The sequence below is a fragment of the uncultured Aquitalea sp. genome, from assembly GCF_945957525.1.
Taxonomy (GTDB): domain Bacteria; phylum Pseudomonadota; class Gammaproteobacteria; order Burkholderiales; family Chromobacteriaceae; genus Aquitalea.
Genome location: NZ_CAMFLA010000004.1, coordinates 19614 through 44801 on the forward strand (window position 1 = coordinate 19614; position 25188 = coordinate 44801).

28 protein-coding genes and 1 tRNA gene are annotated in these 25188 nt (G+C 60.8%); 23 read left to right on the forward strand and 6 right to left on the reverse strand.

Annotated elements, in window-relative coordinates:
- The first annotated feature begins 36 nt into the window (after positions 1 to 36).
- The 19 genes from Q0P52_RS04930 (at position 37) to Q0P52_RS05020 (ending at position 15283) form a co-directional block, all read left to right on the forward strand.
- Positions 37 to 300, forward strand: coding sequence for a hypothetical protein (locus tag Q0P52_RS04930; RefSeq protein WP_293765812.1), 264 nt, complete (start codon positions 37 to 39; stop codon positions 298 to 300).
- Positions 301 to 356: 56 nt separating this feature from the next.
- Positions 357 to 590: a hypothetical protein gene (locus tag Q0P52_RS04935; protein ID WP_293813673.1), complete on the forward strand. Its 234-nt coding sequence runs from the start codon at positions 357 to 359 to the stop codon at positions 588 to 590.
- Between the two features lie 60 nt (positions 591 to 650).
- Complete coding sequence (locus Q0P52_RS04940; protein WP_293765810.1) at positions 651 to 1082, forward strand: DUF1320 domain-containing protein; 432 nt, start codon at positions 651 to 653, stop codon at positions 1080 to 1082.
- Entirely contained in the window at positions 1082 to 1501 is a 420-nt protein-coding gene (locus Q0P52_RS04945) for a hypothetical protein (RefSeq protein WP_293765809.1), read from the forward strand. Before Q0P52_RS04940 ends, Q0P52_RS04945 begins: the two co-directional genes overlap by 1 nt.
- Positions 1502 to 1509: 8 nt before the next feature.
- On the forward strand, positions 1510 to 1689 hold the full coding sequence (locus Q0P52_RS04950) for a hypothetical protein (RefSeq protein ID WP_293765808.1): 180 nt from the start codon (positions 1510 to 1512) through the stop codon (positions 1687 to 1689).
- Positions 1686 to 2441 carry a hypothetical protein gene (locus Q0P52_RS04955; protein ID WP_293765807.1) on the forward strand — a complete coding sequence of 252 codons (756 nt, stop codon included), beginning with the start codon at positions 1686 to 1688 and terminating at the stop codon, positions 2439 to 2441. The genes Q0P52_RS04950 and Q0P52_RS04955 overlap by 4 nt, the downstream gene beginning before the upstream one ends.
- 45 nt (positions 2442 to 2486) lie before the next feature.
- Positions 2487 to 2852, forward strand: coding sequence for a hypothetical protein (locus tag Q0P52_RS04960; RefSeq protein WP_293765806.1), 366 nt, complete (start codon positions 2487 to 2489; stop codon positions 2850 to 2852).
- 115 nt (positions 2853 to 2967) lie between these two features.
- Positions 2968 to 6897, forward strand: a complete 3930-nt coding sequence (locus Q0P52_RS04965; RefSeq protein WP_293765805.1) for a tape measure protein — start codon at positions 2968 to 2970, stop codon at positions 6895 to 6897.
- Between the two features lie 3 nt (positions 6898 to 6900).
- Positions 6901 to 7419, forward strand: a complete 519-nt coding sequence (locus Q0P52_RS04970; RefSeq protein WP_293765804.1) for a hypothetical protein — start codon at positions 6901 to 6903, stop codon at positions 7417 to 7419.
- A gap of 1 nt (position 7420) precedes the next feature.
- Positions 7421 to 9652, forward strand: coding sequence for an Ig-like domain-containing protein (locus Q0P52_RS04975; protein ID WP_293765803.1), 2232 nt, complete (start codon positions 7421 to 7423; stop codon positions 9650 to 9652).
- A gap of 2 nt (positions 9653 to 9654) precedes the next feature.
- Entirely contained in the window at positions 9655 to 10044 is a 390-nt protein-coding gene (locus Q0P52_RS04980; RefSeq protein ID WP_293765802.1) for a hypothetical protein, read from the forward strand.
- Positions 10041 to 10370 (forward strand): hypothetical protein, encoded by a 330-nt coding sequence (locus Q0P52_RS04985; RefSeq protein WP_293765801.1) that lies wholly within the window; start codon positions 10041 to 10043, stop codon positions 10368 to 10370. Before Q0P52_RS04980 ends, Q0P52_RS04985 begins: the two co-directional genes overlap by 4 nt.
- Positions 10351 to 11757: a hypothetical protein gene (locus tag Q0P52_RS04990; RefSeq protein ID WP_293765800.1), complete on the forward strand. Its 1407-nt coding sequence runs from the start codon at positions 10351 to 10353 to the stop codon at positions 11755 to 11757. Before Q0P52_RS04985 ends, Q0P52_RS04990 begins: the two co-directional genes overlap by 20 nt.
- 8 nt (positions 11758 to 11765) lie before the next feature.
- Positions 11766 to 12440, forward strand: a complete 675-nt coding sequence (locus Q0P52_RS04995; RefSeq protein WP_293765799.1) for a hypothetical protein — start codon at positions 11766 to 11768, stop codon at positions 12438 to 12440.
- A 635-nt stretch (positions 12441 to 13075) separates the two neighbouring features.
- A complete protein-coding gene (locus tag Q0P52_RS05000; protein ID WP_293765798.1) occupies positions 13076 to 13432 on the forward strand; it encodes a hypothetical protein in 357 nt (118 codons plus the stop codon).
- Positions 13429 to 13608, forward strand: a complete 180-nt coding sequence (locus tag Q0P52_RS05005; protein ID WP_293765797.1) for a hypothetical protein — start codon at positions 13429 to 13431, stop codon at positions 13606 to 13608. The genes Q0P52_RS05000 and Q0P52_RS05005 overlap by 4 nt, the downstream gene beginning before the upstream one ends.
- 12 nt (positions 13609 to 13620) lie before the next feature.
- Positions 13621 to 14109 (forward strand): hypothetical protein, encoded by a 489-nt coding sequence (locus Q0P52_RS05010; protein ID WP_293765796.1) that lies wholly within the window; start codon positions 13621 to 13623, stop codon positions 14107 to 14109.
- Between the two features lie 6 nt (positions 14110 to 14115).
- On the forward strand, positions 14116 to 15000 hold the full coding sequence (locus Q0P52_RS05015; protein WP_293765795.1) for a hypothetical protein: 885 nt from the start codon (positions 14116 to 14118) through the stop codon (positions 14998 to 15000).
- 1 nt (position 15001) lies between these two features.
- Positions 15002 to 15283: a hypothetical protein gene (locus tag Q0P52_RS05020; RefSeq protein ID WP_293765794.1), complete on the forward strand. Its 282-nt coding sequence runs from the start codon at positions 15002 to 15004 to the stop codon at positions 15281 to 15283.
- 269 nt (positions 15284 to 15552) lie between these two features.
- Here the strand turns inward: Q0P52_RS05020 and Q0P52_RS05025 are convergent.
- Positions 15553 to 15643, reverse strand: a tRNA-Ser gene (locus Q0P52_RS05025).
- A gap of 132 nt (positions 15644 to 15775) precedes the next feature.
- Here Q0P52_RS05025 and Q0P52_RS05030 point away from each other — a divergent pair.
- The gene (locus Q0P52_RS05030; RefSeq protein ID WP_293765793.1) at positions 15776 to 16291 is read left to right on the forward strand and encodes a GNAT family N-acetyltransferase; all 516 of its coding nucleotides are present in this window, start codon (positions 15776 to 15778) and stop codon (positions 16289 to 16291) included.
- Positions 16292 to 16447: 156 nt separating this feature from the next.
- Here Q0P52_RS05030 and Q0P52_RS05035 read toward each other — a convergent pair whose 3' ends face one another.
- The gene (locus Q0P52_RS05035) at positions 16448 to 17149 is read right to left on the reverse strand and encodes a type 1 glutamine amidotransferase domain-containing protein (RefSeq protein WP_293765792.1); all 702 of its coding nucleotides are present in this window, start codon (positions 17147 to 17149) and stop codon (positions 16448 to 16450) included.
- Positions 17150 to 17415: 266 nt separating this feature from the next.
- On the opposite strand from Q0P52_RS05035, the gene Q0P52_RS05040 reads away from it, so the two are divergent.
- Positions 17416 to 18318, forward strand: coding sequence for an AraC family transcriptional regulator (locus Q0P52_RS05040; RefSeq protein ID WP_293765791.1), 903 nt, complete (start codon positions 17416 to 17418; stop codon positions 18316 to 18318).
- A gap of 210 nt (positions 18319 to 18528) precedes the next feature.
- Here the strand turns inward: Q0P52_RS05040 and Q0P52_RS05045 are convergent, their stop codons facing one another.
- The 3 genes from Q0P52_RS05045 to Q0P52_RS05055 all read right to left on the reverse strand — a co-directional run bounded on the left by Q0P52_RS05045 (position 18529) and on the right by Q0P52_RS05055 (position 21502).
- Positions 18529 to 19290: an arginine deiminase family protein gene (locus Q0P52_RS05045; protein WP_293765790.1), complete on the reverse strand. Its 762-nt coding sequence runs from the start codon at positions 19288 to 19290 to the stop codon at positions 18529 to 18531.
- Between the two features lie 169 nt (positions 19291 to 19459).
- The gene (locus tag Q0P52_RS05050) at positions 19460 to 20320 is read right to left on the reverse strand and encodes a DMT family transporter (RefSeq protein WP_293765789.1); all 861 of its coding nucleotides are present in this window, start codon (positions 20318 to 20320) and stop codon (positions 19460 to 19462) included.
- Positions 20321 to 20410: 90 nt separating this feature from the next.
- Positions 20411 to 21502, reverse strand: a complete 1092-nt coding sequence (locus tag Q0P52_RS05055; RefSeq protein ID WP_293765788.1) for an ionic transporter y4hA — start codon at positions 21500 to 21502, stop codon at positions 20411 to 20413.
- A gap of 369 nt (positions 21503 to 21871) precedes the next feature.
- Between Q0P52_RS05055 and Q0P52_RS05060 the strand changes: the two genes are divergently transcribed.
- On the forward strand, positions 21872 to 23038 hold the full coding sequence (locus tag Q0P52_RS05060; RefSeq protein WP_293765787.1) for a GGDEF domain-containing protein: 1167 nt from the start codon (positions 21872 to 21874) through the stop codon (positions 23036 to 23038).
- 92 nt (positions 23039 to 23130) lie between these two features.
- Here the strand turns inward: Q0P52_RS05060 and Q0P52_RS05065 are convergent, their stop codons facing one another.
- Entirely contained in the window at positions 23131 to 24084 is a 954-nt protein-coding gene (locus tag Q0P52_RS05065; protein ID WP_293765786.1) for a sugar-binding transcriptional regulator, read from the reverse strand.
- 267 nt (positions 24085 to 24351) lie between these two features.
- On the opposite strand from Q0P52_RS05065, the gene Q0P52_RS05070 reads away from it, so the two are divergent.
- Positions 24352 to 25125 carry an L-iditol 2-dehydrogenase gene (locus Q0P52_RS05070; protein WP_293765785.1) on the forward strand — a complete coding sequence of 258 codons (774 nt, stop codon included), beginning with the start codon at positions 24352 to 24354 and terminating at the stop codon, positions 25123 to 25125.
- Positions 25126 to 25188 lie beyond the last annotated feature (63 nt).

The following is a 25188-nucleotide window of genomic DNA, read 5'->3' on the forward strand; positions in this document are numbered from 1 at the left end:
CCAATGTCGTTGTTAATGCGGATCCTGGTGAAAAGCATGCATCAGACATCCTCGATATCAAGACACTATGCTGGAGCTATTTTGGATAACAAGCTGCACGGCCATTTGGGTTACTTTCGCAACAATACGGAGTTAATGACCATTCTTCGCTCGGCGTCTTCATTTGAAGAGGCATTCAGCCTTGTTGAGGCATGGTTCGATATGGGGGAGCTTCATCTGTCATCACCAGAGAGGCATGAATTGATGGTTGCAGTGCGCGTAATGTATAAAGGGATTCCACCTCAAAAGCATGATCAGTAGGGTTAAGCTGGTAACCAAACCGAGATAGCTCTGAAAATAGCTTTCAGGAGGCCAGAGTGGGCACTCACCCCATGATTGCTTTGTTTGAAGCACATGCCCAAATGCTGGATGCGTGTGGCCGGCAAACGAACGTCGAAGACGCCACGGTCATGCTGGCCGTTTGGCTTTCCCTGAATCAGGGCATTTTGTCTGAAGACGATATGGCGCAACTCGTTGAAGTCGGCGGCATCCTCTTCCGTGAAGGCCTTGAGCACCGCCTACAGCAGCGGCTCAAAGACATTGGCCGCTAGCGCCAGCTACCGAACCCTTTCCCCGCTTTTTGCTTTCCCCCATGCCCGCACAATGCGGGCATGTCTACTTCTACTCCCTACATCACCGCGCAAAGCCTGGAAGAGCGTTTCGGCCAAGGCTTTCTGCTCGCGGTGACGGACCCGACCAATACCGGCGAGATTGATCAGCCGAAGGTAAGCCGCGCGCTGGCGGATGCTGCCGACCTGATCGACTCCTATATCGGCAAGCGCTATGTGCTGCCAGTACCGACCGTGCCGCCGTCGCTCGGGCGCGTTGCCGCTGATCTGGTCCGCTACTTCCTGATGACAGATGCGCCTGGTGAGGAAGTCACTGCGCGCTACAAGGACGGGGTGCAATGGTTAAAAAACGTATCTACCGGTCTAGTTTCGCTCGGTCTGCCGGAAGCCAAGGCACCTGCTAGCGCGACCGGCAAGGTGATTGTGGACGGATCTCGCCGCCTGTTCACCCGCCGCACCATGAGGGGCTACTGATGCGCCCGGACCACCTCGCATTGGGCCGGCTGATCACCCAGCGGCTCAAGGCCGAGATACAGGATGTGCGCAATATTGCCCTGCGTAGCGATCTGCCGGACCTCTCCGGGCAAGGACTGGTATCACCGTCCCTGTATGTCATCTACGTCCGGGACGCCATCCCGCAAAACGGGGACGCGCCGGATGGCATGGAACACCTGGTGCAGCAGTGGATGGTGGTGCTGGCCGTACAAGGGACGCCTGACCAACTTCTTACTACGGCAGGCGACCTGCTGGCCAAGGTCAGAGAGGCGCTGCTTGGCTGGTCGCCGGATCCAGGCCTGTATGACCCGATCAAGGGAGCAACGCCGCCGGCTGCCATTTACCCCAATGGTTGGGGTTTCTTCCCCCTGATGTTTAACGCCGACTTTTACGCATAGGAGGCCACATGGAAACCCGAGTGAAGTTGCTCCGGGAGCATACCCACGCCGGGGAGACGCATCCGGCTGACGCCGAGTTGCATGTTAACGAGCACGTGGCCGACTGGATGCAGCAGCACCAGATTGCCGAACCCGCTCCCCGCAGTACCAAACCCAGCATTAACAACCCGCAGGAGACCGAAGCATGAGTTTCGCAGCCTTTTTGCCGGATACCCAAAAGCACTCGTTTTCGGTTTCCGGCCAGTTTTTGATGTCCGCCTATGGCGAGGACAAGTACACGCCCTTCGCCATGGTGGAAACCGCCGACCTGACCATTGAGCAGGAAACCCAGGAGCTGGCCGACTCGTATTCGGGTTCGGGCAATTACGACAAGCTCTACAACGTCAAGGCCGTGACGCTGGACTTTGCCGTCAAGACCTTCCAGCCGGACATCATCGCCGAGATGACCCAAGGCGCAGCGACCACGCGCGACGAGAAGACGGTCACTGATGAAGAGCAGACCGCTGCGCTTGGTCAGTTGGTGCCGCTCAAAAACATCGGTGCGGGTGACTACCAGGTCATGCCTTCCGCCGGTGGCCAGCCGTATGTGGCTGGCAAGGATTACTTCCCGACCGCACTCGGCATCATCCCGCTCAAGGGCGGCAGCATCGTAGAAGGATCGAAGATCAAGATCAGCTACAAGTCGCGCGCTGCCAGCGTCGTGGACTGGCTGGTGGGCTCCGGTAAAGAGCGCAGCCTGCTCTTTCACGGAATTAACAAGGCCAACCGCCGGGACGTGGTAGTGGAGGTGTTCCGGGGCAAGTTCGGTTTCCCGGACAAATACGCCCTGCTGGGCAAGGACTTTCGCAGCAGCTCGCTGAAGTTCGAAGTGCTGGCGGATCCGCGCCAGACCGGTGACGGCATTTCCCAGTGGGTCCGCGAGACGCTGCTCACCACCTGATCTTCACCCTGATGGGCGTGGCGCTGCCACGCCCTGGAGCAGTCCATGCGTATCGAAAAAACCATCCCCATCGGCGAGCACAGCATCACCATCCGCGAACTGACCGTCGGCGATATCCGCGCCATTTTGCTCGAGGCGGCCAACCAGCAGGGGCAACTCATTGATCCCGCAGCCAGCGATGCCGTTGAGGTCATCCTGGCGTCAATGCTGCTGCCTGATGCCAACCTGCAGGAACTGTTGGCCATGGCCCCCATGGGGCCGGCTGTCCTGGACAGCTTGACCGACTCGGAGCTGCAAGCGTTACGCGACAAGTGCAAGGAGCTGAACCCGCTTTTTTTCGGGATGCGGGATCGGCTGCAGGCTGCGAAGGATCGGGCGGAGATAGCCGCCCTGACCCAGTTGAGCAACTGACCCAACTCGAAATCAATCTCGGTCGTCTGATCGAGGCCAAGCACCCGAACGCTGCCGCCTATCCGCTGCGTTTTTTTCAATCCGTGATTGATGATCTGAACCGCCGAGCCAACGCATGAAAACCCTGGAATACCTGATCAAAGCCAATGCCTCCGACTTCGTCACTGCCGTGACCAAGGCGGAGACGGTCTATAGCCAGGCATTGAAAGGGATGGGAGAAAAGGCCCGGCAGGTCAGTCTGTTCAAGCTGGCCAAGGAAGACGTCAGCAGCACCGGCACCGCGCTCTTGAAGCTGAAAGCGACTGCTGAGAAAGTGCGCAAGGCTCTCGGTGAAGATGGCGGCAACCTGCAGCAGCGCCAGCAGCTGCTACAGACCGAAGCTGCCATTTCCAAGACCGAGGCTGCCATGCGTGGCCAAGTCTCGGCGGTCGTTTCCATGCGCCAGTCGCTGGCGGCTGCCGGAGTCGATACCCGCAATCTGGCTGCTGAGCAGGAGAAGATGGCGGCGGCAATTGCCAAAGCGTCTGGCGCTGTCATCCAGACCCGCAGGCTGGGTGCCGCGCGAGATGTGCTGGGCGTCCGTTCCAATCTGGAGATCAATCGTGAGATCAGCCTGGTGCAGGCGGCATATGACCGGCTGGCCAAAGCTGGATCACTGTCGCATTCCGAGCTGGATCGCGCGGCGGCAGCCACTCGGGCCAAGATCGCTGACTTGCGGCAGGAACTGCGCGGTGGTGCGGTGGAGGCGCAACTGCTGATGGCTCCGCCGGCAGCCGTGAATCAGGTACGCCGGACCGGCAATGCCCGCGAAGTGCTGGGCGTCCGCTCGCAAGTTGATATCCAGCGCGAGATGCAGCAAGTCAATGCCGCCTTCTCGCGCCTTGCTGGCAACCCCAACGTCAGCATGGCCGAACTGGCTCGCGCATCGGCCGCAGCCAAGACGCGCATCGCGGAGTTGCGGGCAGAACTGCAAGGTGCCTTGCCTGGTAGCAGCTTCCTCAACACCGCCGCCGGCAAGTTTGCCGCAATGGCCGGAGCCGTGCTGTCGCTGAACGCGGCCCTGTCCCTGACCAAGTCGATCCTGTCGACGGCTGGCCAGTTTGAGACGCTACGCACCCAGCTGACAGCTGTCGAGAAGTCGGCCACCAAGGGTGGTGAAGCCTTCAAGTACATCCAGCGTCAGGCGATGAATACGCCGTTTCAGGTGACCAACCTGACCCAGACCTATATCCGCCTCAAAAACTTTGGTCTGGACCCGACCAAGGGTTCCATGCAGGCCATCATTGATCAGGCTGCCAAGCTGGGTGGCTCGCAGGAGATGCTGGAGCGCATCACGCTCGCTCTGGGCCAGGCCTGGACCAAGCAGAAGCTGCAGGGCGAAGAGATCATGCAGCTCAATGAAGCCGGCGTACCGGTCTGGGATCTGCTCTCGCGCGCCATGGGTAAGACGTCGGCTGAGCTGATGAAGATGTCCGAGAATGGCCAACTGGGTCGTGACGCCATCGAAGGCTTGATGGTAGCCATGGAGAAAGATGCCGCCGGCGTCGCCGCCCAGCAGATGGCGACGTGGAATGGCATCGTCTCCAACGCCATCGACCTCTGGCAGGCCTTCCTGGACGACATCGGCCAGGCCGGGCTGCTGCAATTCGCCAAGGAGCAGATCACAGCGCTGACCCAGGCACTCGGGCGTATGAAGGAGACCGGGGAACTGGGCCAGATCGCCCGTGATATCGCTGATGCGCTGACCGCACTGGGCAAGGCGGCGCTGGCCACGGGGCGATTCCTGGTTGAACATCGCGACGCCATTGCCGGCATCGCCCTCATCTATGGCGGACTCGCAGGCAAGCGACTGTTTGTTGGGCTGGCCGAGGATCTGCTGAAGTTCGCTGCCGCCGCCCGTAAAGCCGCTGCCGCGCTGGCGGCGATGAAAGAGGCCGAGACGATTGGCGATGTGCTCAGCCTGGCCAAGGGCGGAGTCGCGCGCAAGGCGGTCAAGCCGGCCGCTAGTGTCTCGCAGGTTGCCGTTGGTGCTGAGGGCATGGTGGACGTTTACCGATTGGCCAAGACAGCGCCAGGCACTGCGGGTGAAGTTGTAGCAACCGGCAGCGCAGTGGCGCAAGCCGGACTATTGAGCAAAGCCAGCAAGCTGGCTGGCGACACCATCGCAAAGAGTGCGCAGGTAGCAAGCAAAGGCTGGAGTGGGCTGACCGCTGAAATGACGTATGGCGGCAGCCGTGTGATGCCGCTGCTGGGGACTGTTGCGACCAAGGTGACTTTGATTGGCTCGGTTATGGCGCTCGCCTACCAAGTCGCGACTAAGGTCATCCCCGATACCATCGCCCTGCATGAGCTGGAGTCGGCAGCGCTGGCGCGCAAAGAGGAGCACCTGAAGGAGATTATTCGCCTGCAGCGTGAGGCGGCTCGCGATAAAGATGGCAAGCCTTCTTACAGCACCGGCTCGGCGACTCGCATCCTGTCCAAAGAAGAGCTGATGGCCATGACCGAGGATCAGCTCAAGGCATACAACGAGAACGTCCAGCGCGCCTATGACCTGCAGCACAGGATGGCGGTGGCCAGAGCGCAGGAAGTCACCCATGCTGGCGGCAACTCTGATGCCGACCAGCAATACCAGGATCGCCTGAAGGAAGCGAGTCTCTACAAAAAAGCATTGAATGATGTCGCTGCCGTCAAGGCTGAACGCCTGAAGATGGAAACGGACGGCGCTGCTGTGTTGAAGGCAGCCAGGCAGGGCGCACTGGAGAATCTTGCCGCCGACCTCGCGCGTGAGCAAAAGCTGTATGAGCGCGCTAACGAGCAACTACAGGCTGCAGTTGCCGCGCGCCAAAAGCACCAGGACAGTTGGGCGGCGAATAAGGCAGTGGACCCAGCTGCCAAGGCTGCGGAGCCACAAGGCGTCACTGACTACTACGATGGGCTGCGCAAAGCCCAGGACCTAGCGAGAAAGGCGTTGGATAGTCAGCGGCTGGCCAGCAAAACCGGTCTTGATGGCGACATGCGGGCAGCCACTCGCGATGCGACAGCGGCTGAGACTGCCTTCAGTAAGCTGATGGACACCATCAATGCCCTGCGCAGCAGCGGCAAGATCACCCAAGGCGAATTCAACCTGTTCAACGATCAGGCCAGCCGGGCACAGGACACACTGGATGCCGGGCAGGAGAAGAATGCCAAAGTCTCTCTGGCCGAGAGCCTCGCCCTGCTTCAGTCGATCAAGGATGCTGCCGACCGGGTGAAAAAGCTGGATATCAACTTCTCGTTTAACGAGAAGGAGGCCATTCGGGAGCTGGACAGCATCATGACCAAGATTCAACAGGAGGCTGCACTACGCAAGGTCAATATTGGTGTTGATGTAGCGACTGACGCCAAGAACCGCACAGAGGCGCGGCAAGGGCTGGGGTTGCCTGAGCGACCGCTCTCCGAGCTGAATCCCGGCCCAACGACAGAGGGTAGCAGCAAGCCGTCGCCGACAGTCGCGCCGCAGGTCGACACGCCGAAGTCCCAATCGAATCTCAGCCAGTATCTGGATGAGACCCAGCAGCAACTGAATCGGCGACCGCTCAAGATCCCGGTCAACTACGTGGGCGGCAACGATATGGCCGCCAACCTGCAGGCTGCGCGCATGCAGGCCGGTCTCCCCATCCAGTCCAATGCCGAAGGTGGTGCCATTCAAGGCCCCGGCACCGGCACATCCGACAGCATCCTCAGTTGGTTAAGCAATGGTGAATTCGTGGTGAAGGCAGCAGCAACCCAGTACTACGGGCCGGAATTGCTGCATGCGATCAACCAGCGCCGCTTGCCTCGCTTTGCCCAGGGCGGCATGGCAGGCAGCCTGCCGGCAGTCAGCCGCGCGGTATCAGCCATGCCCTCCCTGCAGGCGGATACCAGTAGTGCCGCCGGCCCGTCTGGCCATACGTTCAATCTCTGGCTGCCAGGCGAATCCGCACCCATTGCCATGCAGGCCCCGGATACGTCGGTTAAACAGCTGCATGATGCCGCGTTAAAACACAACCTTAAATTCGGCAAATAAACCATGAATGCAAATCGCAATGCACAGTTTTTTGCACTGGATGGGCTCAAGGTGCCGATCCTGGCTACGGTCAAGGTTCAGCAGACCTACGAAACGCTGGGCGGCCGAGACTTGTCGCGTTCCAGGAATGGCCGCGCCCGGCTGCAGGTGCATTGGCAAAAGCTCAAGACCGTGCTTAGCGGCAGCGGCTGGCGGGTTGCGCCGTTTTCAGGCGTGGACCAGACGGTGCTGCACACGCTGGATTGCGTGTCGGCCCGCGCGCTGCAGTCAGCCCAGCCGGTGTTTCAGTTGCCGGCCCAACGGCAGGACATCCCGCCGCGCGGCTTTGCCGTAGTGGGCGGCGAGCTGGTTCGCACAGCATCTGCATTGAATGGTTCCACGCTGGCGTTGACTCCCCACCCACAGGCCGACAGCTATGTCTGCTGGTACTGGCCGCAGCTGACCGGCTACCTGACGCTGACAGAGCAAGGAGATCCGCGCGGCGGAGACTACAACTGGACGCTAACGCTGGAAGAGGCTTGAGATGATCAACGGCTCTGCCCTCAATAGTAGCGCTATCAATGCCCTGGCCAGCGCCGGGGGTGTAGCGCCGCAACCCGACACCGGCGCACTTGCCGTACCGGTTGTATTGAGCGTGACCGGCTTGCCGAGCGGGCAACTGTCGGTACAGGTGGCGCTGACTGTGCTGCCAAAGTCACTCGCTGCCAGCGGTTGGGATGTACGTCTTGTCGTCGGTGAGACGGACTTATCGGACAGATTGCAGGGCACGATTGAAATCGAAGCCGAAGAAGGTGCGGCGCGGATCGCCAGCGTCACGCTCAGCCTAGTCGCCGGCGACACGCTGGCCAGCTACAGCGGTCAGGTCATGTTAGTGGAAGCCCGCCCCGCGCCGGGGGCAGCTTGGGTGCGGCGCTTCAGCGGCAAGGTCATGCTGCCGGTGCCGGATCTGGAGTCTGGGACGATGGTGCTGCATGCCGCTGATCGCCGGCATGACTTGCTGGCCAGCACCAGTCGCGCTGATCTGGCGGCAATGCTCGGCGGGTACTGGTCGGATCTGGTGGAAAGCGAAGCGGCCAATAGCTTGCAGTATGCCGAAGCACGGCTGGCTACGGTGGCCGGCAGTTGGGATCTGGATGCCTTCGGCAATCCTCGCATGACGCTCTGGAATCGTAGTGGTACCGATGTCACGGTCACCGACGACGACATCATCGACGGCACGCTGCAGCCCCGGCCGGTGAGCCTGACTGACGTGGTCAATCTGGTGACAAATGACACGGTCAGTCTGGGCGGCGTGTCGGCTACAGCCATTTGCGGGCTGGTACACAATGCCGCAAACGATACCGGCAAAAGTGCGACTGACAATATCACCGCCAATAACCGGCCGCTGATTGGCGGTACGGTTGAGCCTGGTGCAGTGGTGACAGTCACGCTGGCTGGTCAGAGCATGACCACCGCAGCCGGCGCAGATGGCAAGTTTCAGGTGCAGCCCCGACTCCCACTGGCACTGGGTGTGCATACGCCACACATCCATGTTGAGGGCAGCTGGACGTGGGAGGCCTGGGGCACGTCTTTTGTCGTGGCCAGCAAGGCTGAGGCTGACCTTGGCGCAGCCACTGCCCCGGTGGTCGAGAAGGTGGCCAGCACGGATGTCAGCTTCGAATATCGCTACTACCGGCTGCACCAGAAAAAATCCATCTACCAGTGGTCCATGGGGATCACCTATCCCGAACTGGTCTTGGGGCGAAACCATCACGCTTTCATCCTTCCGGAACGCCAGCTGTTCGAAAGCGCCGCCAGCCAATCCGGTTGGACGCTAAACAAGGCCACCTACACTTCGCCGAAACAAGGCACGCAGGTGGTGGGCTACGTCGACACCAATGGCATCGTGCATGAGGGCAGCTCCAGTAGCGGTACCGATGTCGCCGAGGTGCTGATCTACAAAAACGAGTACACCGGGGATCCGGCTGCAGACCCACGCTGTGAGTCCGCCACGCTGGAATTGACCAGACGCGTTGCTCAGCCTGTAACCGAACGCTGGCGGATCAGCGTTTCCGCGCCGGACTCTATTGCGCGACTCGGCACCCGCAAAGCGCAGGGCCAAACGGCGGCGGCCGATGCGACCAGCCATTTCAACGCCGATGCCTGGGAAAAAGACATCAAGGCTGAACCCGTAATTACAGACTCGACGGACTTGGTATCACTGCCCGGCATGTCACGTGCGGATGCTGAAAACGCCATCCTCTACCTTGCGGCCAAGGCGAGGCGCCAGATACTGGCCAGCCATCGCGCCAGCCGCGTGGCCATGACGCTGTGGGCTGACCTGACCATGGATCTGACCCGACGCTATGAGGTGTCCACGCATGACCTGCATGCAGTCGGTAAGGTTGCCCGTTTTGTTGAGCGATACAGCATCCAGACCGGTCAGTCCCGCATGGAGGTAGAGCTGGCCATCTCGTCGCTCGTGGCTGCGGGTACCGCTCCGGATGATCCCTTGCTCAGCCCGGTCATCACCGGCGCAGCCAACTACAGCGGTAGTCAGAATGCGGCAGTCCCGTCGGCATGGGAGGGTCGTGGCAGCTTGATTGACGGAACGGCATGGACGACGGGAGCAATGGGCGACAGGGACTCGCAATACCCGCGCTCGGTCTCCCTGTCGACACCGCCCGTCGATGCCTACCTGACAGACCCTGTCGACCGGCTAATGAGCTACGCCTTGTCGGTCGCCATTCCCGTTGATCCGTTCGAATTGAGGTAACGATGGCAATCACTTTTGCACTGTATTACGACGCCGGACGTACAAACCTGGTCGATACCTTGCGACTTAGCGGCATCAATGACGACCTTGCTGCCCCGGTGCAGATGCCACTATTTGTCGGACCAGCTGCCGGCAAGCGGGCGATGTCGGCTGATGGCCAGGCTATCCAGTTGATGCTGGGTGGGACATCTGACATCTCGGCCGGTGCTTGGAAACTGTCGCTGACGCAGAGCGGCTTGGCGACAGCTATCCCAGGCACGGCATTGCAGCTTCCGTCACAACTGGATGGGGTGCTTGGTTTCTGGCTGGAGGTGGACTGCCGGGGCATCGCGCTGGGAGAGCACACCGGTATCACGTTTCAATCCACCCTGATCAAGGAGGTCAGCCTGTGAGCGGACTCACTCGTGAAGAAGCGGCAACGATAGGCAAAACCTTGCAGCAGCCGCAGGACAGACAGAAGCGGCTCCCGCCCTTGCCAGCCAAAGGCGGCATTCCCGGCCAGACGGGCAAGGCAGTCGCGCCAGCAAGCAGCAAAGCCTCTGCAGGGAGTGGCATCGACTCGCCGCTGACGGAACAGTCGCGCGAGTATTACCCAACGACAACTGCGGTGACCACGGATGGCTTGCTGCAGGTTGCCTATCAGCCGATCAAGTCGGTGACATTCAAAGACGCGTCCAAGCGCGAAGTGGTGCTCAACTATGCGAACCCTGCAGGCTGATCTGGTTGGGCCGCTGCCCTTCGCTTACGGACGGACGGGGCATTGTCAGCATGGCCTGTGTCGCAATGGGGTGTTAACGCTGCCGAATGGCGCAACGGTGCCTTATGCGCAGCCGACGCGCGGCGATTGCTATCGCATCGACGTGCCGGGCTTTGTGCCACCTGCTGATGCGGGCCTGCCAGCAGAGCAGGCTGCCGGGCACTGGTGGTTGAGCTATGCCCTGTTCGCTGGCGGCAATCTCTACGGCCAGCCGCTCTATGCCGGCTGGAATCCCGATGCGACGGTGTTCATGTCCTTTGGTACGGGGCGGAATCTGGCCATCTGCTTCAATCGGGTGGTGGGCAAGGTGCAGTGGCGGCACTGGCCATCCGGCGAGGTCGTCAACGGGCCGGCGCTGGGATTTGACGGTATCGGCTACTGGCGGCGAGTGTCGTTAAACGGGCATCGCGCTGTATTTATTGGCGGCGAGACGCAATTCCAGGTCGAGGTCGTTGGGCAGCTGCTCTGGCGGACGCCAGTCCAGTTTGTGGAGCTGTCGGTGTCGTGGCCAGCGGGCGGCTCGCCGCAGTTCATCCTGGCCCCGCTGGCCGCTGATGATGGCCACCCAGCGCAGTTTGATGCTTTCAGCTATGACCGTGCGGTGTGGGTTGATCTCGGTGATACCGGCAAGGGCTTGCGCATGGAATCGGCCACCGCGCCGGCCGTGCCTTGGGGCTCGACATACGGCATGACGGCCAGCGGGCTGGCCACTTGGCCCGGCGGTGAGAACGTCACGCTGTATTACCCGCACGATCACACATTCAGCAAGGTCATCGGCTTTGCCTACCGCGCCGGCCAGCCGGTGGCGGTATCGGTGACGGCGCGCAGCCGGCTGACGCAGAGCTACAGCATCAGTGTGCTGGAGAGCTTGCCCGATGGCGCAATCCGGCGCGTACGCATCGCCAATGCCGCCCACCGCACGGTGACGGCCGCGCTCAAGATCGACGGCGTGGCCATCATGGAGCGGAGCTGGGGCAAGGATGTCTGGAATAGCTGGGTAGAAAGCTCGGACGGCTTCAATGCCGACCATGACGCTCACGGCGCGCCGGTGACGGGTGGTGGTGCGCTCAATGCCGGCGATACGGCGTTTCCCTGGGTTGGCGGCTACCAGCTGACGCAGGATCTGTTCGTTGCACTGTGGCAAGAAACACCCTCGCTATGCCGTTGGCGGCTGATCGATATCGACGGCGGCCAGCATGGGGAGGGGGATCTGCCTGGCAACTGGTTTGGCTCGCTGGTGGATCATCTGGAGCCGCCGCTGGTGGCCTCTCGTCATCCGGTCGATGGCCGGGTGGCCGTCGACGTCGGCGAAGGGCTGCGCCCGCCGCCGGGGCTGTGCTGGGTTTAGGAGAAACAATGTTCGGACTTTACAACAACCTTGAGGCCAGTCTTGATGGCCTGCCAGGCTCTGCCTTTGATACGCCGGATGCATTCTTGAATACGGTGTGGCCGGGCATTGCGTCTGACCTGTCCACGGCAGGTCATATCAAGCTGGTGGTCTGCATCGAGGCGCAAGACAAGAGTCAGCGCGAGCTGGTGATGATGCGGACCTCAGAGGCGCAGCTGCTGCGGGCGGTCGAGGCAACCTATCTTGCCGGCGGCTGGGTGCAGCAGGCTTATGACTGGTCGTCGACGCCCTGCCGCGTCTACCTGACGGTGACGGCAGACATGCTGAGGCCGGCGCTGGGCTGGGCATTCTTCCGCTCTACCGGCATGTATGAAGGCCAAGTCCTGATTGATCGGCCCGACATGCAGATCGACCTGACGCCCTACCAGTCGCCGGACCCGTTTTATTTGATGCTGAGCCCGGATGCGACTTATCCGGGCGATCAGATCCATCTGACCCTGTCGCGGTTCTCGGATCCGGTGCAGATCGGAGGCACTGCCGGCCGCTGGAAGATGGCGGACGGTTCTGCCGTGGTGTGGCCGCAGCTTGGCAATGGTCAGGTGCGGCTGTTGCACATCGATGCCTGGCTTGATCGCGTCAACTGCTGTGCTTATATCAAGCACATGATCGCCGTTCCCGCATAGTGGACATGCGTCTGTACTGGTTTCACATATATGATGGCGCGTAAAGGTGCAAACGATGAGGCCGTTGTGGACTTTAAAGATATAGTAACAATGGTGGCAGCAAGCATTGCCGCCCTTTGCAGTGCTATCAACCTATGGAAGACGCAGTTCAGTGGCAAAGACTCTGTAAGGGTAGAGTTCGGCCCGCTCACTCCTGATTGGGTTATGGAGGAAACAATGGTGGCTGTCATCAGCCGATCCAGCCATCGAGTTGAGGTTATTGACTATGGTTTCATTGAGCCAGATTTTCAGTTTACCTCTATCCCTGGTCTGTCCAGTGCTTGTGACCTGCAAGGGGTGTCTACGGCATTTATAGGTAGTATGAAAATGGAAAGGTATGGGGATACGTTAGAGGCTGGATATGTGCGCAAGCATAAGCCCATTGGTTGCTACGCCAGAATATCCACGCGGACGAGGCCATTTGTGCACTTTTCGGATGAGGTCCGGCGATGGAGGCGGCTCCTGTTCGCAGTCCGTCTTTGGTTCTCCCCTAATTACCATTCGTGGTGATTGACGAACAGCTTCCCCCCTGTCGTATCAATAACAACACCGGACAATGCTCGCCATTGTCCGGTGTTTTGTTTTGAGAGACTGCCTTGCTTCCCTACATCCGAAAAGAGCCGCTGCAGATTGTTCAGGGATGCACTTTCACGCATGCCTGGGACTGGTTTGCAGGTGGCAAACCGGTCGACCTGACCGGTGCCGAGTTTGAGCTGGTGGCCAAGCTCAGCACCGATGATCCCAACGTGCTGCTGCATCTCACGACCAGCAACGGTGGCATCGTCGCTGGCGGCAACACAATCCAGCTTTTTATTGATGACTCTGGGACACGGCAGCTTGCCTGGCGCGATGCCGTCTTTGATCTGCGTATCCGCTGGCCAGGCTCGGAGCCGCGTCGCATTGATCCCTTCATGTCGGGTCGCATTACCGTCCGACCGGGAGTGTTGGCATGAATGAAGTCATTGAGCTGTTGCCGGATCCTGCTCGCGAAGTACTGGAAACCACCGCCATCGAAAAAGAGATCGTCGTCGAGGCTGCCCGACAGGGACCACCGGGTCCGCCCGGCCCGTCGCTGGAAGACACCTTTGATATCGATCTGGTGCTCCTGTACCAGATCGCCAAACTTTAACAGGAGACCTCCATGTCCCTTACTGCTCGAATCACTGCGTTGTCTCAGGCCATGGCTGGCGACGTCAAATCCATCAACGCCGTTATCGGTTTGTTGAGTGCACTGAATACCGCCAACAAAACCAGCATCGTCGCCTCTATTAATGAAGTGTTAGCCTTGGCGCAGAACGCCTCTTCCAGTGCCTGCGCATCGATCAGCGACACAACGACCGAGACCGGTAAGACCTGGTCATCCAGCAAGATCACCGACAAGCTGGTAGCGCTCAAGGCCGAGATTCTTGGTGGGGCCAGTTCTGCTTACGACACATTGCTGGAGATTGAACAGAAGCTGGGCAGTGATGACACCGCGCTCGCAGGCCTACTGCAAGCGGTGGGTAATCGTATTGCCTTCGACCAAGCACAATCGCTGACCACCGCGCAGAAACTGCAGGCATGCAATAACCTTGGCGTCGGTGATCCGGAAACCGACTTTTTGGCTGCCTACAACACGGCAAAAAGTTAATTTCCTATGAGCTTGGTTGCGCGCATCAATGCCCTTATTGCCGCCGTTGGGGCGGACATGAAGGCTGTGCTACTGAAGTCGGGCGGCATGCTGACCGGTCCTGTCAATGCCAATAAGGGGGCGGACCTTGCCAGCGCTGCAACAGTCGCTATCGGCGCGGCGACCGGCGAGTATGTCACCATCACCGGCAGTACGCCGATTACCGCCTTTGATGTCATCCAGGCTGGCGCGAATCGGACTGTACGCTTCGCCGGCAGCCTGGTTCTGACACATAACGCCACCAAGCTGATCTTGCCTGGAGGGGCATCCATAGCGACGCTTGCTGGCGACGTGGCAACCTTCCGCAGTGAGGGCGGCGGCAACTGGCGCTGTGTCGGTTACCAGCGGGCAGATGGCAGCGCGCTGCAATCTGGGGCGCGGATGATCCTGTATGGCCCGGTAGCAGCGACTAGCGGTGCCTCCATCGACTTTACTGGAATCCCTGCCTGGGCCAAAAAACTCACCCTGACCCTGCATGGCGTCATGCTCAACTCCACGACGCCACCGATTGTGCAGCTGGGCTCCGGCGCTGTCGCAACGTCCGGTTACGGCGGGGCGTCAGCCATTGCCTACGATAGCAACCCGCCCGCCATCGCCAATCACTCCAGCGGCTTCAAGCTGACGCCGGTTCATCTGAGCTATTTCGTGTATGGGGGGCAAGTAACCTTCACCCTGTCGGGGAATAACGTCTGGTGCGCAGAGGGAATCCAGGGTCAGGGCGACTCTGTACGCATGGAGTGGACTGCGGGCTCAGTTGCCTTGTCGGGTCCGCTAGACCGCTTGCGGCTTACTTCGGTGTCCGGTGTCGATCAGTTTTCGGCTGGGCAGGTTTCCGTTTTGATTGAGGGCTGACATGAACAGGATTGAGGTGGATGTTACGACGGGCGAGGAGCGCGTCATCGCGATGACTGCGCAGGAGATTGATGCCGCGCTCGCGGCATCCCTGTCAGCCAGCCGAGAAGCTGAGCGAGATAGTATCGCGCACAGGCTCAGCCTCATTGATACCCTGTCCATCCGGCCGCTACGGGCGCAGTTGGTTGGGGAAGCCAGCGATCAGGATGCAGAGAAGCTTAGGGCGCTTGAGGAGGAGGCATCTGATCTGCGAAGCCAGTTAGCCAAACTGGTGCAATCGTAAAACTGCCCGAGGGCCAGATAGTGATTTGCTCGACGATTTGCACTGATGTTCCTGCATGTCAGTGCAAAATTACGTGCAAAGTGCTGCAAAGGTTCGTGCGCGGTTACAGTAACATTGGCATCGTTCATTGAGTTCCGATCCAGAGTATAGGAAGCCAAGAAGAAAATTGAACTCTTATCGCCAATGTGTAGGAGTGTTGTGTAGAACTCAGGGGCAAAAAAGCCTTATAGAACCTGAATTTACTGTAAAAACAACACTTTAGGGGTGTTTGGCGGAGAGGGGGGGATTCGAACCCCCGTTAGGGTATTACCCTAAACACGCTTTCCAGGCGTGCGACTTAAACCACTCATCCACCTCTCCAGATGGTTTGCCGAAGCGGCGTTCGCCGCATCAACAGAGAAGCGCATGATACCGACGATCAGCAGGTTTGACAAGCCCGCTGCCCCCAAGGCATGGTAATCGGCTGTTGCTGACTACTGCCGGACTACTGCCATGCCGCCCATCATTACCCCCCGCCTCCGCCTGAGGGAATTCACCATTGACGATGCTCAATTGGTGCTTGATCTGCTCAACGATCCGGATTTCATCCGCTTTGTGGCCGACAAGGGCGTGCGTACCCTCGACGATGCCGTGCGCTATCTCACCGAAGGGCCGCTGACCAGCTACGCCGACAACGGCTTTGGCCTGTGGTGCGTGGAACGGCTGGACAACGACGAAGGCATTGGGATGTGCGGGCTGATTCGCCGCCCCGACATGCCCTGGGAGGATGTGGGCTACAACTTCCTGCCAGCAGGACGCGGCCAAGGGTTTGCGCGCGAAGCGGCTGCCGCCTGCGTGCAATTTGGCTTGTCCGGATTGGGCCTGCAGCGGGTAGTCGCTTTCATCGATCCCGGCAATATCGCCTCCGCTCGCGTGCTGGAAGCCGCAGGCCTGCGTTTCTGCGGGCCGTTCGACTTTCCCGGCGCAAGCGGCCCCACCCACTTGTACTCCACCCATCCCGAGAACTAAGCGTTCCCATTTGCCCGTTGTTGCCGATCAGCAGGGACTGGCGCGCTCCGCACAGGGCTATGAGCCCAGGCGGCGAAACAGGCGCAGCAACGGCTTCCGCACGCTATTTCTGGCGCGGAAGCCGTTTTCCCCAGGGCCTGTTTGACCTCTCGGGCCTCAGGCCACAAGCACAGGTTGCGCTTGTAACGCGCGCACCAAACAGCTGGCCACTTCTCCGGCCGAAGCCGGGTTCTGGCCGGTAATGAGGCGGCCGTCCATCGCCACGTGCGACACCCACGGTTCAGCGGCCTTGCGGTAAAGCGCACCGCGTCCCAACAGCTCGGTTTCCGTCAGGAAAGGCACCACCTGATCTTGCCCGCACAAGGCTTCCTCCTCATTGGAAAAGCCGGTGATCTCGCGTCCATATATAAGATGATCCCCGCTGGCGAGACGGATATTGAGCAGGCCTGCCACGCCGTGGCCCACCGCCGCCACATAGCCGTCGTGCTCAAAAATATAACGGGCAATCGCCTGCAAACCGGGGCTGGTGGGCAGATCCCACAGCGCGCCGCGACCGCCGGCATAGTAGACCGCCAGATAGTCGGCCGCCCTCACCTCCTCCGGCGCCAATGACAGGCTAAGCCGGCGCATGAAGCCCTTGTCCTGATACCAGGCCCATTCCATTTCTCCGGCCAGCTGCAGGCTGAGCGGATCCAGCGGGGTATAGCCGCCGCGCGGGCTGATATAATCCACCTGATAGCCCGCCTGCTCCACCCTGCTGACGAAGTGCACCACCTCGCCCAGCCAGATGCCTGCCGCCCGGTTCTGTTCGGGGTATCTCTCTACGCCGGTCATCGCCACCAATAGCTTTTTTCTCATGGTTTTCCCTTTTCTGTCCGATATCGCCATTGAATGTCATGCTTTTTTCTTAGCCATCAGTCGCTTGCAATAATCTTTTACTTGAAACTGTATTTAGAGCTTGATATTGCCGACGCATTGGCAACAATGACTGTAGGAGCCGCTACAGGGCGCGACAATGCCGGATTCTGCGTCTTGTATGCCTGATTCTCCGACAGCGACCGTTCGCCGCTTCAAACGCGACTCGCCTATGACAGACTGTCTGCAAAAAAACGGAAAGACACATCATGTTGCCTGTTGAAGATCGTGCGCAGACACTCGCCAGCCTGCTGATGAAGCAGGCTGTGAGAGAAGGGGTTACCTCCACCGCGCTGGACGGCGTCAGCCTGATCCGCGCGGAAAACACCATGCCCGCCGCCCCCGTACTGCAGGAGCCGATGGTGGTCATCGTTGGCCAGGGTTGCAAAACGGGACAACACGGCCAGCAAGTGCTGGTGCTGGACCCACAACATTTCCTGATGGCGGCCACGCCGCTGCCTTTTCGCTGTGAAACGCCCTCCAGCGGCCAACCCATGCTGGCGCTGGCCATCAGGGTGGACCCGGTCATGGTGGGCGATCTGGTGATGCGGCTGGATTGCCGCCAGCCGGGCCGTGGGGAAGCCTCGGCCGGAATGTACCGGTGCCCGGTGGACAACCCGATACTGGATGCGTCCATCCGTCTGGTGGAGTGCCTGGCTTCGCCAAGGGATTGCGCCGTGCTGGGGCCGGAGCGCGTCAGGGAGGTGTTGTACCGGGTGATTTCCTCGGACGACGGCCAGTCGCTGCAAACTCTGTTTGCCCGCCACGGGCGGCTGCGGCAGATACGCAAGGCCATCGAGCATATCCAGCAGCACTACCGTCAGGCCCTGTTTGTGCCGCAATTGGCCAACGCCGCCGGCATGAGCCCTTCCGCCTTCCACAGTCACTTCAAGGAGCTGACCGGCTGCACGCCCTTGCAGTACCTGAAAAACACGCGGTTGCACAAGGCGCGCCTGCTATTGGCGCACGAAGGCCTCAGCGTGAGCCAGGCCGCCTATGCCGTGGGTTACGCCAGCCCGTCCCAGTTCAGTCGGGAGTTCAAGCGCATGTTCGGCCTGCCGCCGCTGGAAGAAGCTCGCCGCCTGCGCGACAGCGTCAGTGCGCAATCCTAAGCAAGGTTGGCCGAAGGCCGCGCTTCGGCCAACCTGCCACACGGCCTTGTGTCGCTCTGCAACAGAGGGGCCCGCGCGCACCGCCAGTTCAGGAAGTGACAAGACGCAAAGCTGAAGCCGGCAGATGACCGCCGATGCCGATGAAGCGTCATGCTGGGCAAAACCAAGGCCACCTCATCGGGCGGCCTTATCTTTAAAATGCCAGCGCGTTCAGAACCGCAGCGACAGGCAGCTGACGCCGCCATCCAGTTTCTCGAACTCGCTCATCGGCACCTCCAGCACTGTCATGCCGCGGCGCTCGATTTCCGCGCGGATCACCGGAAAGCCGGCCGGCATGATTACCTTGTCGTTGACCCGGATGGCGTTGGCGGCATAAGCCTGTTCCGGCGGTACGGCGATGATGTCGAAAGCGGCGAATTCAGGCCTGGAAAGAAACTCGCCGGTAGCCAGCAGCACATTGTCTTCCAGATAGCTGCAACCGGTTTTCAAGTGCAGGAACTCGGTCAGCGGCACCGCGCTGCCGCTCAGGCCGTAGCGTTGCAGAATGGCGATCAGCTGCTCGGCACCGGCGGCATTGGTGCGGCCGGACAGGCCGATGTAGTAGTGACGACCCACCATCATCACGTCGCCGCCCTCTAGTGTGCCCGGCGCTTCGATGCGCTCCACGCACTCATAGAAACGACTTGCCACCGGCTCCATCAGGGCAGCCTCGCCGCGACGGGAATCCGCCCCAGGGCGCGTTACCACCACACAGTGGGGCGTGCACAAGGCGGCGTCCTCCACGAATACCGAATCCGGATAAGCATCCAGTGGTGGCAGGATGGTAAGCGCCACCCCGCACTGGCGCAGCGCAGCGATGTACTGCTCATGCTGGCTCATGGCCAGCGCCAGATCGGGCAAGCCGAGATTGGCGCTGGTGATGCCCTCGATCAGGGACTGACAAGGCGTACGGACAATGACGTGCTGGAACATGCGGCCTCCTTGAGCGGGAATGAAATGCCAGCCTCCCCTATCGCAAGCCGACAATCAAGCCGGTGCGGTGGAAAACCCACTGCGCGGCACGCCGTGGCAACAGCAGAGCGCAAGTCGCGGCTATCCATCCCGGACGCCAACAACAAGCCAACAACAGCCTGGCCCTGCGTCAATGCGCTGGCTTGCCGGCATGATGCGCCGACGCCCACACCGTGGCGACAAGAATCACCGCGCCGCCTGCCAGCATTCGCGCGTCCGGCGCTTCGGCAAACAGCATCCAGGCCAGGCCAATGCCGTAGACCGGCTCCAGCGCGGACACCACCGCCGCCAGACGGGCAGGCACGCTGCGCAGGCTGGCGATGAACAGGCCATGCGCCAGCGCAGTAAAGACCACGCCCAGCAAAAGCAGCCGCCACCAGTCCGCCGCCGGTGCCGCCCACAACAGCGGCCAGCCCACCGGTGCCAGCAGCAAGGCAGCCACCCCGTTTTGCCAGAACGCCACCCGCACCGGGCCGTAAACGGCAAGCTTGCGGTTGGCCAGCGCCAGCAAGGCGAACAGCAACCCGGACAGCACTGCCCACAACAGCCCCTGCGTGGCCGCGCTGCCAAAACGGTACTCCGGCACCACCAGCAACAAACCCACCGTCACCAGCGCGATCATCAGCTTGTCCTGCCGACTGGAACGCTCGCCGGTAGCCATGGGCTCCAGCAAGGCGACAAATACCGGAAAAGACGCAAAGCCCAGCAAGCCCACCGCCACGCTGGACAGCGCGATAGCGTGGAAAAAAGTCCACCAGTGCGCCGCCAGCAAAGCGCCGGACAAAAGAAACCGTCCGACATCGACGCGCGACACCGCCAGCGACACGCCCCGCCAGCGTGCAAACAGCAGCAAGGCCAGCGCGGCAAACACGGTGCGCCCCGCCACGATAACCCAGGCCCCGCCGCCAACAGTCTTGCCGAACAAGCCCGCCACGCCGAACAACAGCACAGCAAGGTGCAGGAACACCATGTTTTGTCTGGAATCGCTCATACCGCTACCACAAGGCAAGCAAGAAAAACAGGAAAGGAAACGGGCCGCGCTCGGCGGCCCGACATCGGCCTTCACAGGCCCCGGCCCCCATCAGGGGAAGATGGTCATGAACAGATAAGTGGCGAACAGCACCAGATGCACCACCCCTTGCAGAATGGTGGTGCGTCCCAGGCCCAGCGACAGAATGGCCACCATCATGGACAGGCTCAACAGCACCGTGGACTTGGCGTCGATGCCCAGCGCCAGCGGCCAGCCATTGAGGATGGACACAATGGCCACCGCCGGAATGGACAGGCCAATACTGGCCAGCGCCGAACCCAGCGCCAGATTGAGACTGGTTTGCAGACGATCGGCGCGGGCGGCACGCCAGGCGGCCAGCCCCTCCGGCATCAGCACGATGGATGCGATGATGACGCCCACCAGCGCCGCCGGCGCGCCGACCGCAGCCACGCCGGCTTCGATCATCGGCGAGATGGACTTGGCCAGCAGCACCACCGAAACCAGCCCCACCACCAGGCAGAGCAAGCTGGCCAGCGCCACCTTGTTGCTGGGCGGCGCGGCGTGGGCGTCCTCGTCGGCGGCGGCGTTTTCCGGCAGGAAATAATCGCGGTGGCGCACGGTTTGCACAAACACGAAAGCGCCATACAGCACCAGCGACGACACCGCAACAAAACCCAGCTGGCGGGCGTTGTAGTACGGGCCGACGATGGTGGTGGTGAAATTGGGCAAGATCAGCGTCAGGCCGATAATGGCCACCAGCGTGGACAGCGCGGCGTTGACGCCGCGCAGGGTAAAGCGCTGCTCGCCGTGCTTGCGACCGCCGGCCAGCAGGCACAGGCCGACAATGCCGTTGAGGATGATCATCACCGTGGCGAAGATGGTATCTCGCGCCAGTGCCGAAGTGGCCTCGCCCCCCGACACCATCAAGGTGACGATCAGCGCCACTTCGATGGCGGTTATTGCGCCGGCCAGCACCAGCGTGCCGAAGGGTTCGCCCACGCGGTGGGCCACCACTTCCGCGTGATGCACGGCAGCCACCACGCCGGCCAGCAGGCCGGCCGCCAGCAGCGCCGGATAGAAACCACCCAGACTCAGGCCGGCCGCGCTGCCCGCCAGCAGCAGCCAGCCCAACAGGGGCGTGGCGATGGTCCATGCAGGTAAAGTTTCAGAATGCTGACTCATCGTATTCCTTTTCAATAATTGGCTGATTTTTTTATTATCAGGATGGACATCCTGTGGAAAATTCAACTCAGACAAGGGTTTTCCATTACTAGCCATTTTGTGCAAAATGCCAAAGTTCAGTATTTCATGACAAGAAAAAAACTTGCCGGGTTCCCGTACCGGGGCTTGTCATGCGTGCAGCCCTCCCCATCGCGGCTGTGATGGTTATAGCTTATTCAAGTGAATTGCTTGTTGCGATTCAGCGCAACATTCTGTCAGCATACGCACCGGGCATAAACACACAAAGATAATGGGGCTTCACACATGCAAGTGAGCGGCAAGTATGTCGAGTCAGTCGCCACGCTGTGCATATTTTTTGCCTTTGCGACCGTGCTTACGCTGCTACTGCATCGCAAGAACGCCAGCCCCAGCACCCGCTGCGCGGCCCTGGCGCAAATGGCCACCGTGGCCGGAGCCTTGGTGATTTACTGCCGGGACATTTTCCCGGCCCAGCTGGTTTTCGCTCTGTCAAACTCCCTATTCGAGGCTTGTATCTTTAGCTGTCTGCTGGGGGTGATCTACTATCACCGACTGGAGAAAACACTGCGGCCGCTGATGCAAGCTGTCGCCGCCGGCCTGGTCCTGTGCGGCGGCCTGATGGCGTCGATTCCGCTACTGACAGCGCAATACCGCTACCGCATGCTGATGACCATGCCGTTTTTTTGCCTGGCGTACGGTCTGATTGCTTGGGTGATTGCACGCCGGCGAACGCCTTATCGTCCCATTTCACAAAGCATTTCTTTCTATCTGGCCATAACCGGCCTGCTTTGTTCGCTGCTGCGCCTGATCGATGCCGGCACCATCACCGACATGTTCCCGCCGCCTTCGCATGTGAATTTCCAGTCCATGCTGATGAACATTCTGGCGCTGACCATGTTCGGCACTGCGTTGACGCTGGTTTTCTGGCAGATCGAAGCGCAGAACCAACGCCTGCGGCAACTAGCGGAACATGACGGTCTGACCGGGCTGCAGAATCGTCGCAGCTTCATGGAGCAATGCCGGCAAAGACTGCAACAATCGCGCCCGGTTGCGCTGCTGATTTTCGACATAGACCACTTCAAGCAGATCAACGACCGCTTCGGCCATATGTATGGCGACAAAGTGCTGCGGGAGTTGGGCGAGCACCTGCGGACATTCGCCCGGCGCGACGATTTGCTGGCCCGCTACGGCGGCGAGGAATTTTGCCTGTTTTCGCACGATGCCACTCTGGACCAGCTTGCCAGTTTAGCCGAGCGGCTGCGCGCCAGCGTGGCTGGTCTCCGATTTGGCGAGGGGCCGGACTGCGTCATGCGTATCACCATCAGCATTGGCGGCGTGGCCCACCCAGGGCCGGATACCGCCCTGACGCTGGAAAGCCTGTTGCAAACGGCGGATGCCCGGCTATACATGGCCAAGCGCAGCGGCCGCAACCAGGCCATCGTGGGCGACGCGCTGATCGAAGCCGTCGCAGAAACCAATCAACGCCTGCCCGTTTCGGCCAACCATCCATCAAGCTGAAAGCGGCTGACAAAACCTTAGCAGGCTCCTGAGCGCAGCCAGTACACGGCGTACGGCAAGCACAGGGATTTTGCTGGCCAGCCCAGGGCCAGCTAGCCCGCCTGTCCCAGAATGTAGCGCGCACTGGCTTCATCCGTGACCAGCCCGGTGAGCCAGCCGCCCCGCAAAACGGCTAGAATGGCCGCCGCCTTGCGTTCGCCGCCGGCGAAAGCAATCACCGGCCGGCGGGGCGGGCGCTCCAGCGGCAGACTGGTAATGCGCTGCTGGATGGGACTGTCCACCAATTCGCCCGCTTCATTGATGGGCCGGCCGATCAACTCGGCCACTGCGTTGGCGGATTTCAACCGCGCAATCTCGGCGCTATCCAGAAAGCCGTCCGCCTGCAAGGCGCAGCCTTCGTCAATGGTGCCCACGCCGATAAAAGTCACATCGGCCTTTTGCCCCATTTCCGCCACCACCCGGTACAAGCGGTGATTGCACCACATGCTGCGATCTTCCGCGCTGTCGGCGTACAGGGGGGCGGGCAAGAGGAAGTAGCGGCTCTGGGTTTTTTCCGAAGCCGGCAGCGCCACATCGTAGCGATTGGAAGAACCATCATGGGCAATGGTGCCTATCAGGGACACCAGCCGGTGCTGCGGGCACACCAATTCGGCCATTTCCTCGATGATGGCCTTGAGCGTCCGCCCCGACCCCAGCTCTACCACCATCGGTTTTTCCACGTCCAGATAGCGCTCAAACACTGCTGCGCCAGCCACCGCCAGCTTGCGATGAAGCTCGGCGGCGCTGTCGCCGTCGGCCGGCACCACCTCGCACATGGCCAGCCCGAACCGCTGGCGCAGCGCTTCGGCCAACTCCAGACATTCCGCCACCGGGTGATGCACCGTCACCTTGACCAATCCGCGCTCCACCGCGCTGGCCACCAGTCGCTGCGCCACCTGGCGCGACACATTCAGCTGGTCCGCCACTTCGTTTTGCGTTTTCCCCGCCACGTAATACAACCAGGCGGCGCGCGCCGCCTGGTCAAACTTTTCCTGCTGCTTGGGCATGTTTCCCCCTCTTCTTTTGACTGTCGCTGCCCGAAATCCGCTTGCCGTTTATCACTGGCTTCGCCGCCGGCGTCAAGTACGGCGCGCTTTTGCGCCCTTGCCGGCAGGTTTGACTATGTGCGGCAAGTGCGTAAATGAATCATGGTGCTTTGCAACATCCCCGCTTTCCGCTCAGAGCTGCTTGACACGGTTTTCCATTTTACCGAATATTTGCCCACAACAAGAGCAAATGCCCAAATGCATCTGCCGCTACAACGGAGACATGCAGTGAAACTCACCCATAAAACGGCCATCCTCACCGGATCGGCCAACGGAATCGGCCTGGCCGTCGCCCGCCGCTACCTGCAAGAAGGCGCTTGCTGCCTGCTGGCCGACTTGCGCCTGAGCGAAGGCATGCAAGAGCTGGTCCGGCAATTTCCCGGCCAGACTGCGCTGATAGCCGCCGATGTCACGCTCGAAGCGGACATCGACCGCATCATCGCCGCCGCCGTCTCTCGCTTCGGCCAACTGGACATCCTCTACAACAACGCCGCCATCTTCGACCTCGCCCCGCTGCTGGACGCCAGCCGCGACAGCTACGACCGCCTGTTCAACGTCAATGTGAAGGGCATGTTCTTCCTGATGCAGGCTGCCGCCCGCCAGATGGTGAAGCAGGGCCGGGGCGGCAAGATCGTCAACCTGTCCTCGCAGGCCGGGCGTCGGGGCGAAGCGCTGGTATCCCATTACTGCGCCACCAAGGCGGCCGTGATCAGCTATACCCAATCGGCCGCGCTAGCGCTGGCCGAGCACGGCATCAACGTCAACGCCATCGCCCCCGGCGTGGTGGATACCCCGATGTGGTCGGAGGTGGACGCGCTGTTCGCCCGCTACGAAGGCCTGCAGCCCGGTGAGAAAAAACGCCGAGTGGGCGAAGCCGTTCCGCTGGGCCGCATGGGCCGCCCGGACGACCTGGTGGGCGCCGCCGTGTTTCTGGCCTCCGCCGACGCCGACTACATCACCGCCCAGACGCTGAATGTGGACGGCGGCAACTGGATGAGCTGACCCCCTCCCCCGAATCCCCATCCGCAGGCCGGCGGACATCACCGGCCATTGCTGCACCTTGCT

What these genes read in the sequence shown, in the direction of transcription:
- Q0P52_RS04930 (WP_293765812.1), top strand. Translation starts at nt 37, where the DNA reads ATGCATCAGACATCCTCGATATCAAGACACTATGCTGGAGCTATTTTG.
- Q0P52_RS04940 (WP_293765810.1), top strand. Translation starts at nt 651, where the DNA reads ATGTCTACTTCTACTCCCTACATCACCGCGCAAAGCCTGGAAGAGCGT.
- Q0P52_RS04945 (WP_293765809.1), top strand. Translation starts at nt 1,082, where the DNA reads ATGCGCCCGGACCACCTCGCATTGGGCCGGCTGATCACCCAGCGGCTC.
- Q0P52_RS04950 (WP_293765808.1), top strand. Translation starts at nt 1,510, where the DNA reads ATGGAAACCCGAGTGAAGTTGCTCCGGGAGCATACCCACGCCGGGGAG.
- Q0P52_RS04955 (WP_293765807.1), top strand. Translation starts at nt 1,686, where the DNA reads ATGAGTTTCGCAGCCTTTTTGCCGGATACCCAAAAGCACTCGTTTTCG.
- Q0P52_RS04960 (WP_293765806.1), top strand. Translation starts at nt 2,487, where the DNA reads ATGCGTATCGAAAAAACCATCCCCATCGGCGAGCACAGCATCACCATC.
- Q0P52_RS04965 (WP_293765805.1), top strand. Translation starts at nt 2,968, where the DNA reads ATGAAAACCCTGGAATACCTGATCAAAGCCAATGCCTCCGACTTCGTC.
- Q0P52_RS04970 (WP_293765804.1), top strand. Translation starts at nt 6,901, where the DNA reads ATGAATGCAAATCGCAATGCACAGTTTTTTGCACTGGATGGGCTCAAG.
- Q0P52_RS04975 (WP_293765803.1), top strand. Translation starts at nt 7,421, where the DNA reads ATGATCAACGGCTCTGCCCTCAATAGTAGCGCTATCAATGCCCTGGCC.
- Q0P52_RS04980 (WP_293765802.1), top strand. Translation starts at nt 9,655, where the DNA reads ATGGCAATCACTTTTGCACTGTATTACGACGCCGGACGTACAAACCTG.
- Q0P52_RS04990 (WP_293765800.1), top strand. Translation starts at nt 10,351, where the DNA reads ATGCGAACCCTGCAGGCTGATCTGGTTGGGCCGCTGCCCTTCGCTTAC.
- Q0P52_RS04995 (WP_293765799.1), top strand. Translation starts at nt 11,766, where the DNA reads ATGTTCGGACTTTACAACAACCTTGAGGCCAGTCTTGATGGCCTGCCA.
- Q0P52_RS05005 (WP_293765797.1), top strand. Translation starts at nt 13,429, where the DNA reads ATGAATGAAGTCATTGAGCTGTTGCCGGATCCTGCTCGCGAAGTACTG.
- Q0P52_RS05010 (WP_293765796.1), top strand. Translation starts at nt 13,621, where the DNA reads ATGTCCCTTACTGCTCGAATCACTGCGTTGTCTCAGGCCATGGCTGGC.
- Q0P52_RS05015 (WP_293765795.1), top strand. Translation starts at nt 14,116, where the DNA reads ATGAGCTTGGTTGCGCGCATCAATGCCCTTATTGCCGCCGTTGGGGCG.
- Q0P52_RS05020 (WP_293765794.1), top strand. Translation starts at nt 15,002, where the DNA reads ATGAACAGGATTGAGGTGGATGTTACGACGGGCGAGGAGCGCGTCATC.
- Q0P52_RS05030 (WP_293765793.1), top strand. Translation starts at nt 15,776, where the DNA reads ATGCCGCCCATCATTACCCCCCGCCTCCGCCTGAGGGAATTCACCATT.
- Q0P52_RS05035 (WP_293765792.1), bottom strand. Translation starts at nt 17,149, where the DNA reads ATGAGAAAAAAGCTATTGGTGGCGATGACCGGCGTAGAGAGATACCCC.
- Q0P52_RS05040 (WP_293765791.1), top strand. Translation starts at nt 17,416, where the DNA reads ATGTTGCCTGTTGAAGATCGTGCGCAGACACTCGCCAGCCTGCTGATG.
- Q0P52_RS05045 (WP_293765790.1), bottom strand. Translation starts at nt 19,290, where the DNA reads ATGTTCCAGCACGTCATTGTCCGTACGCCTTGTCAGTCCCTGATCGAG.
- Q0P52_RS05050 (WP_293765789.1), bottom strand. Translation starts at nt 20,320, where the DNA reads ATGAGCGATTCCAGACAAAACATGGTGTTCCTGCACCTTGCTGTGCTG.
- Q0P52_RS05055 (WP_293765788.1), bottom strand. Translation starts at nt 21,502, where the DNA reads ATGAGTCAGCATTCTGAAACTTTACCTGCATGGACCATCGCCACGCCC.
- Q0P52_RS05065 (WP_293765786.1), bottom strand. Translation starts at nt 24,084, where the DNA reads ATGCCCAAGCAGCAGGAAAAGTTTGACCAGGCGGCGCGCGCCGCCTGG.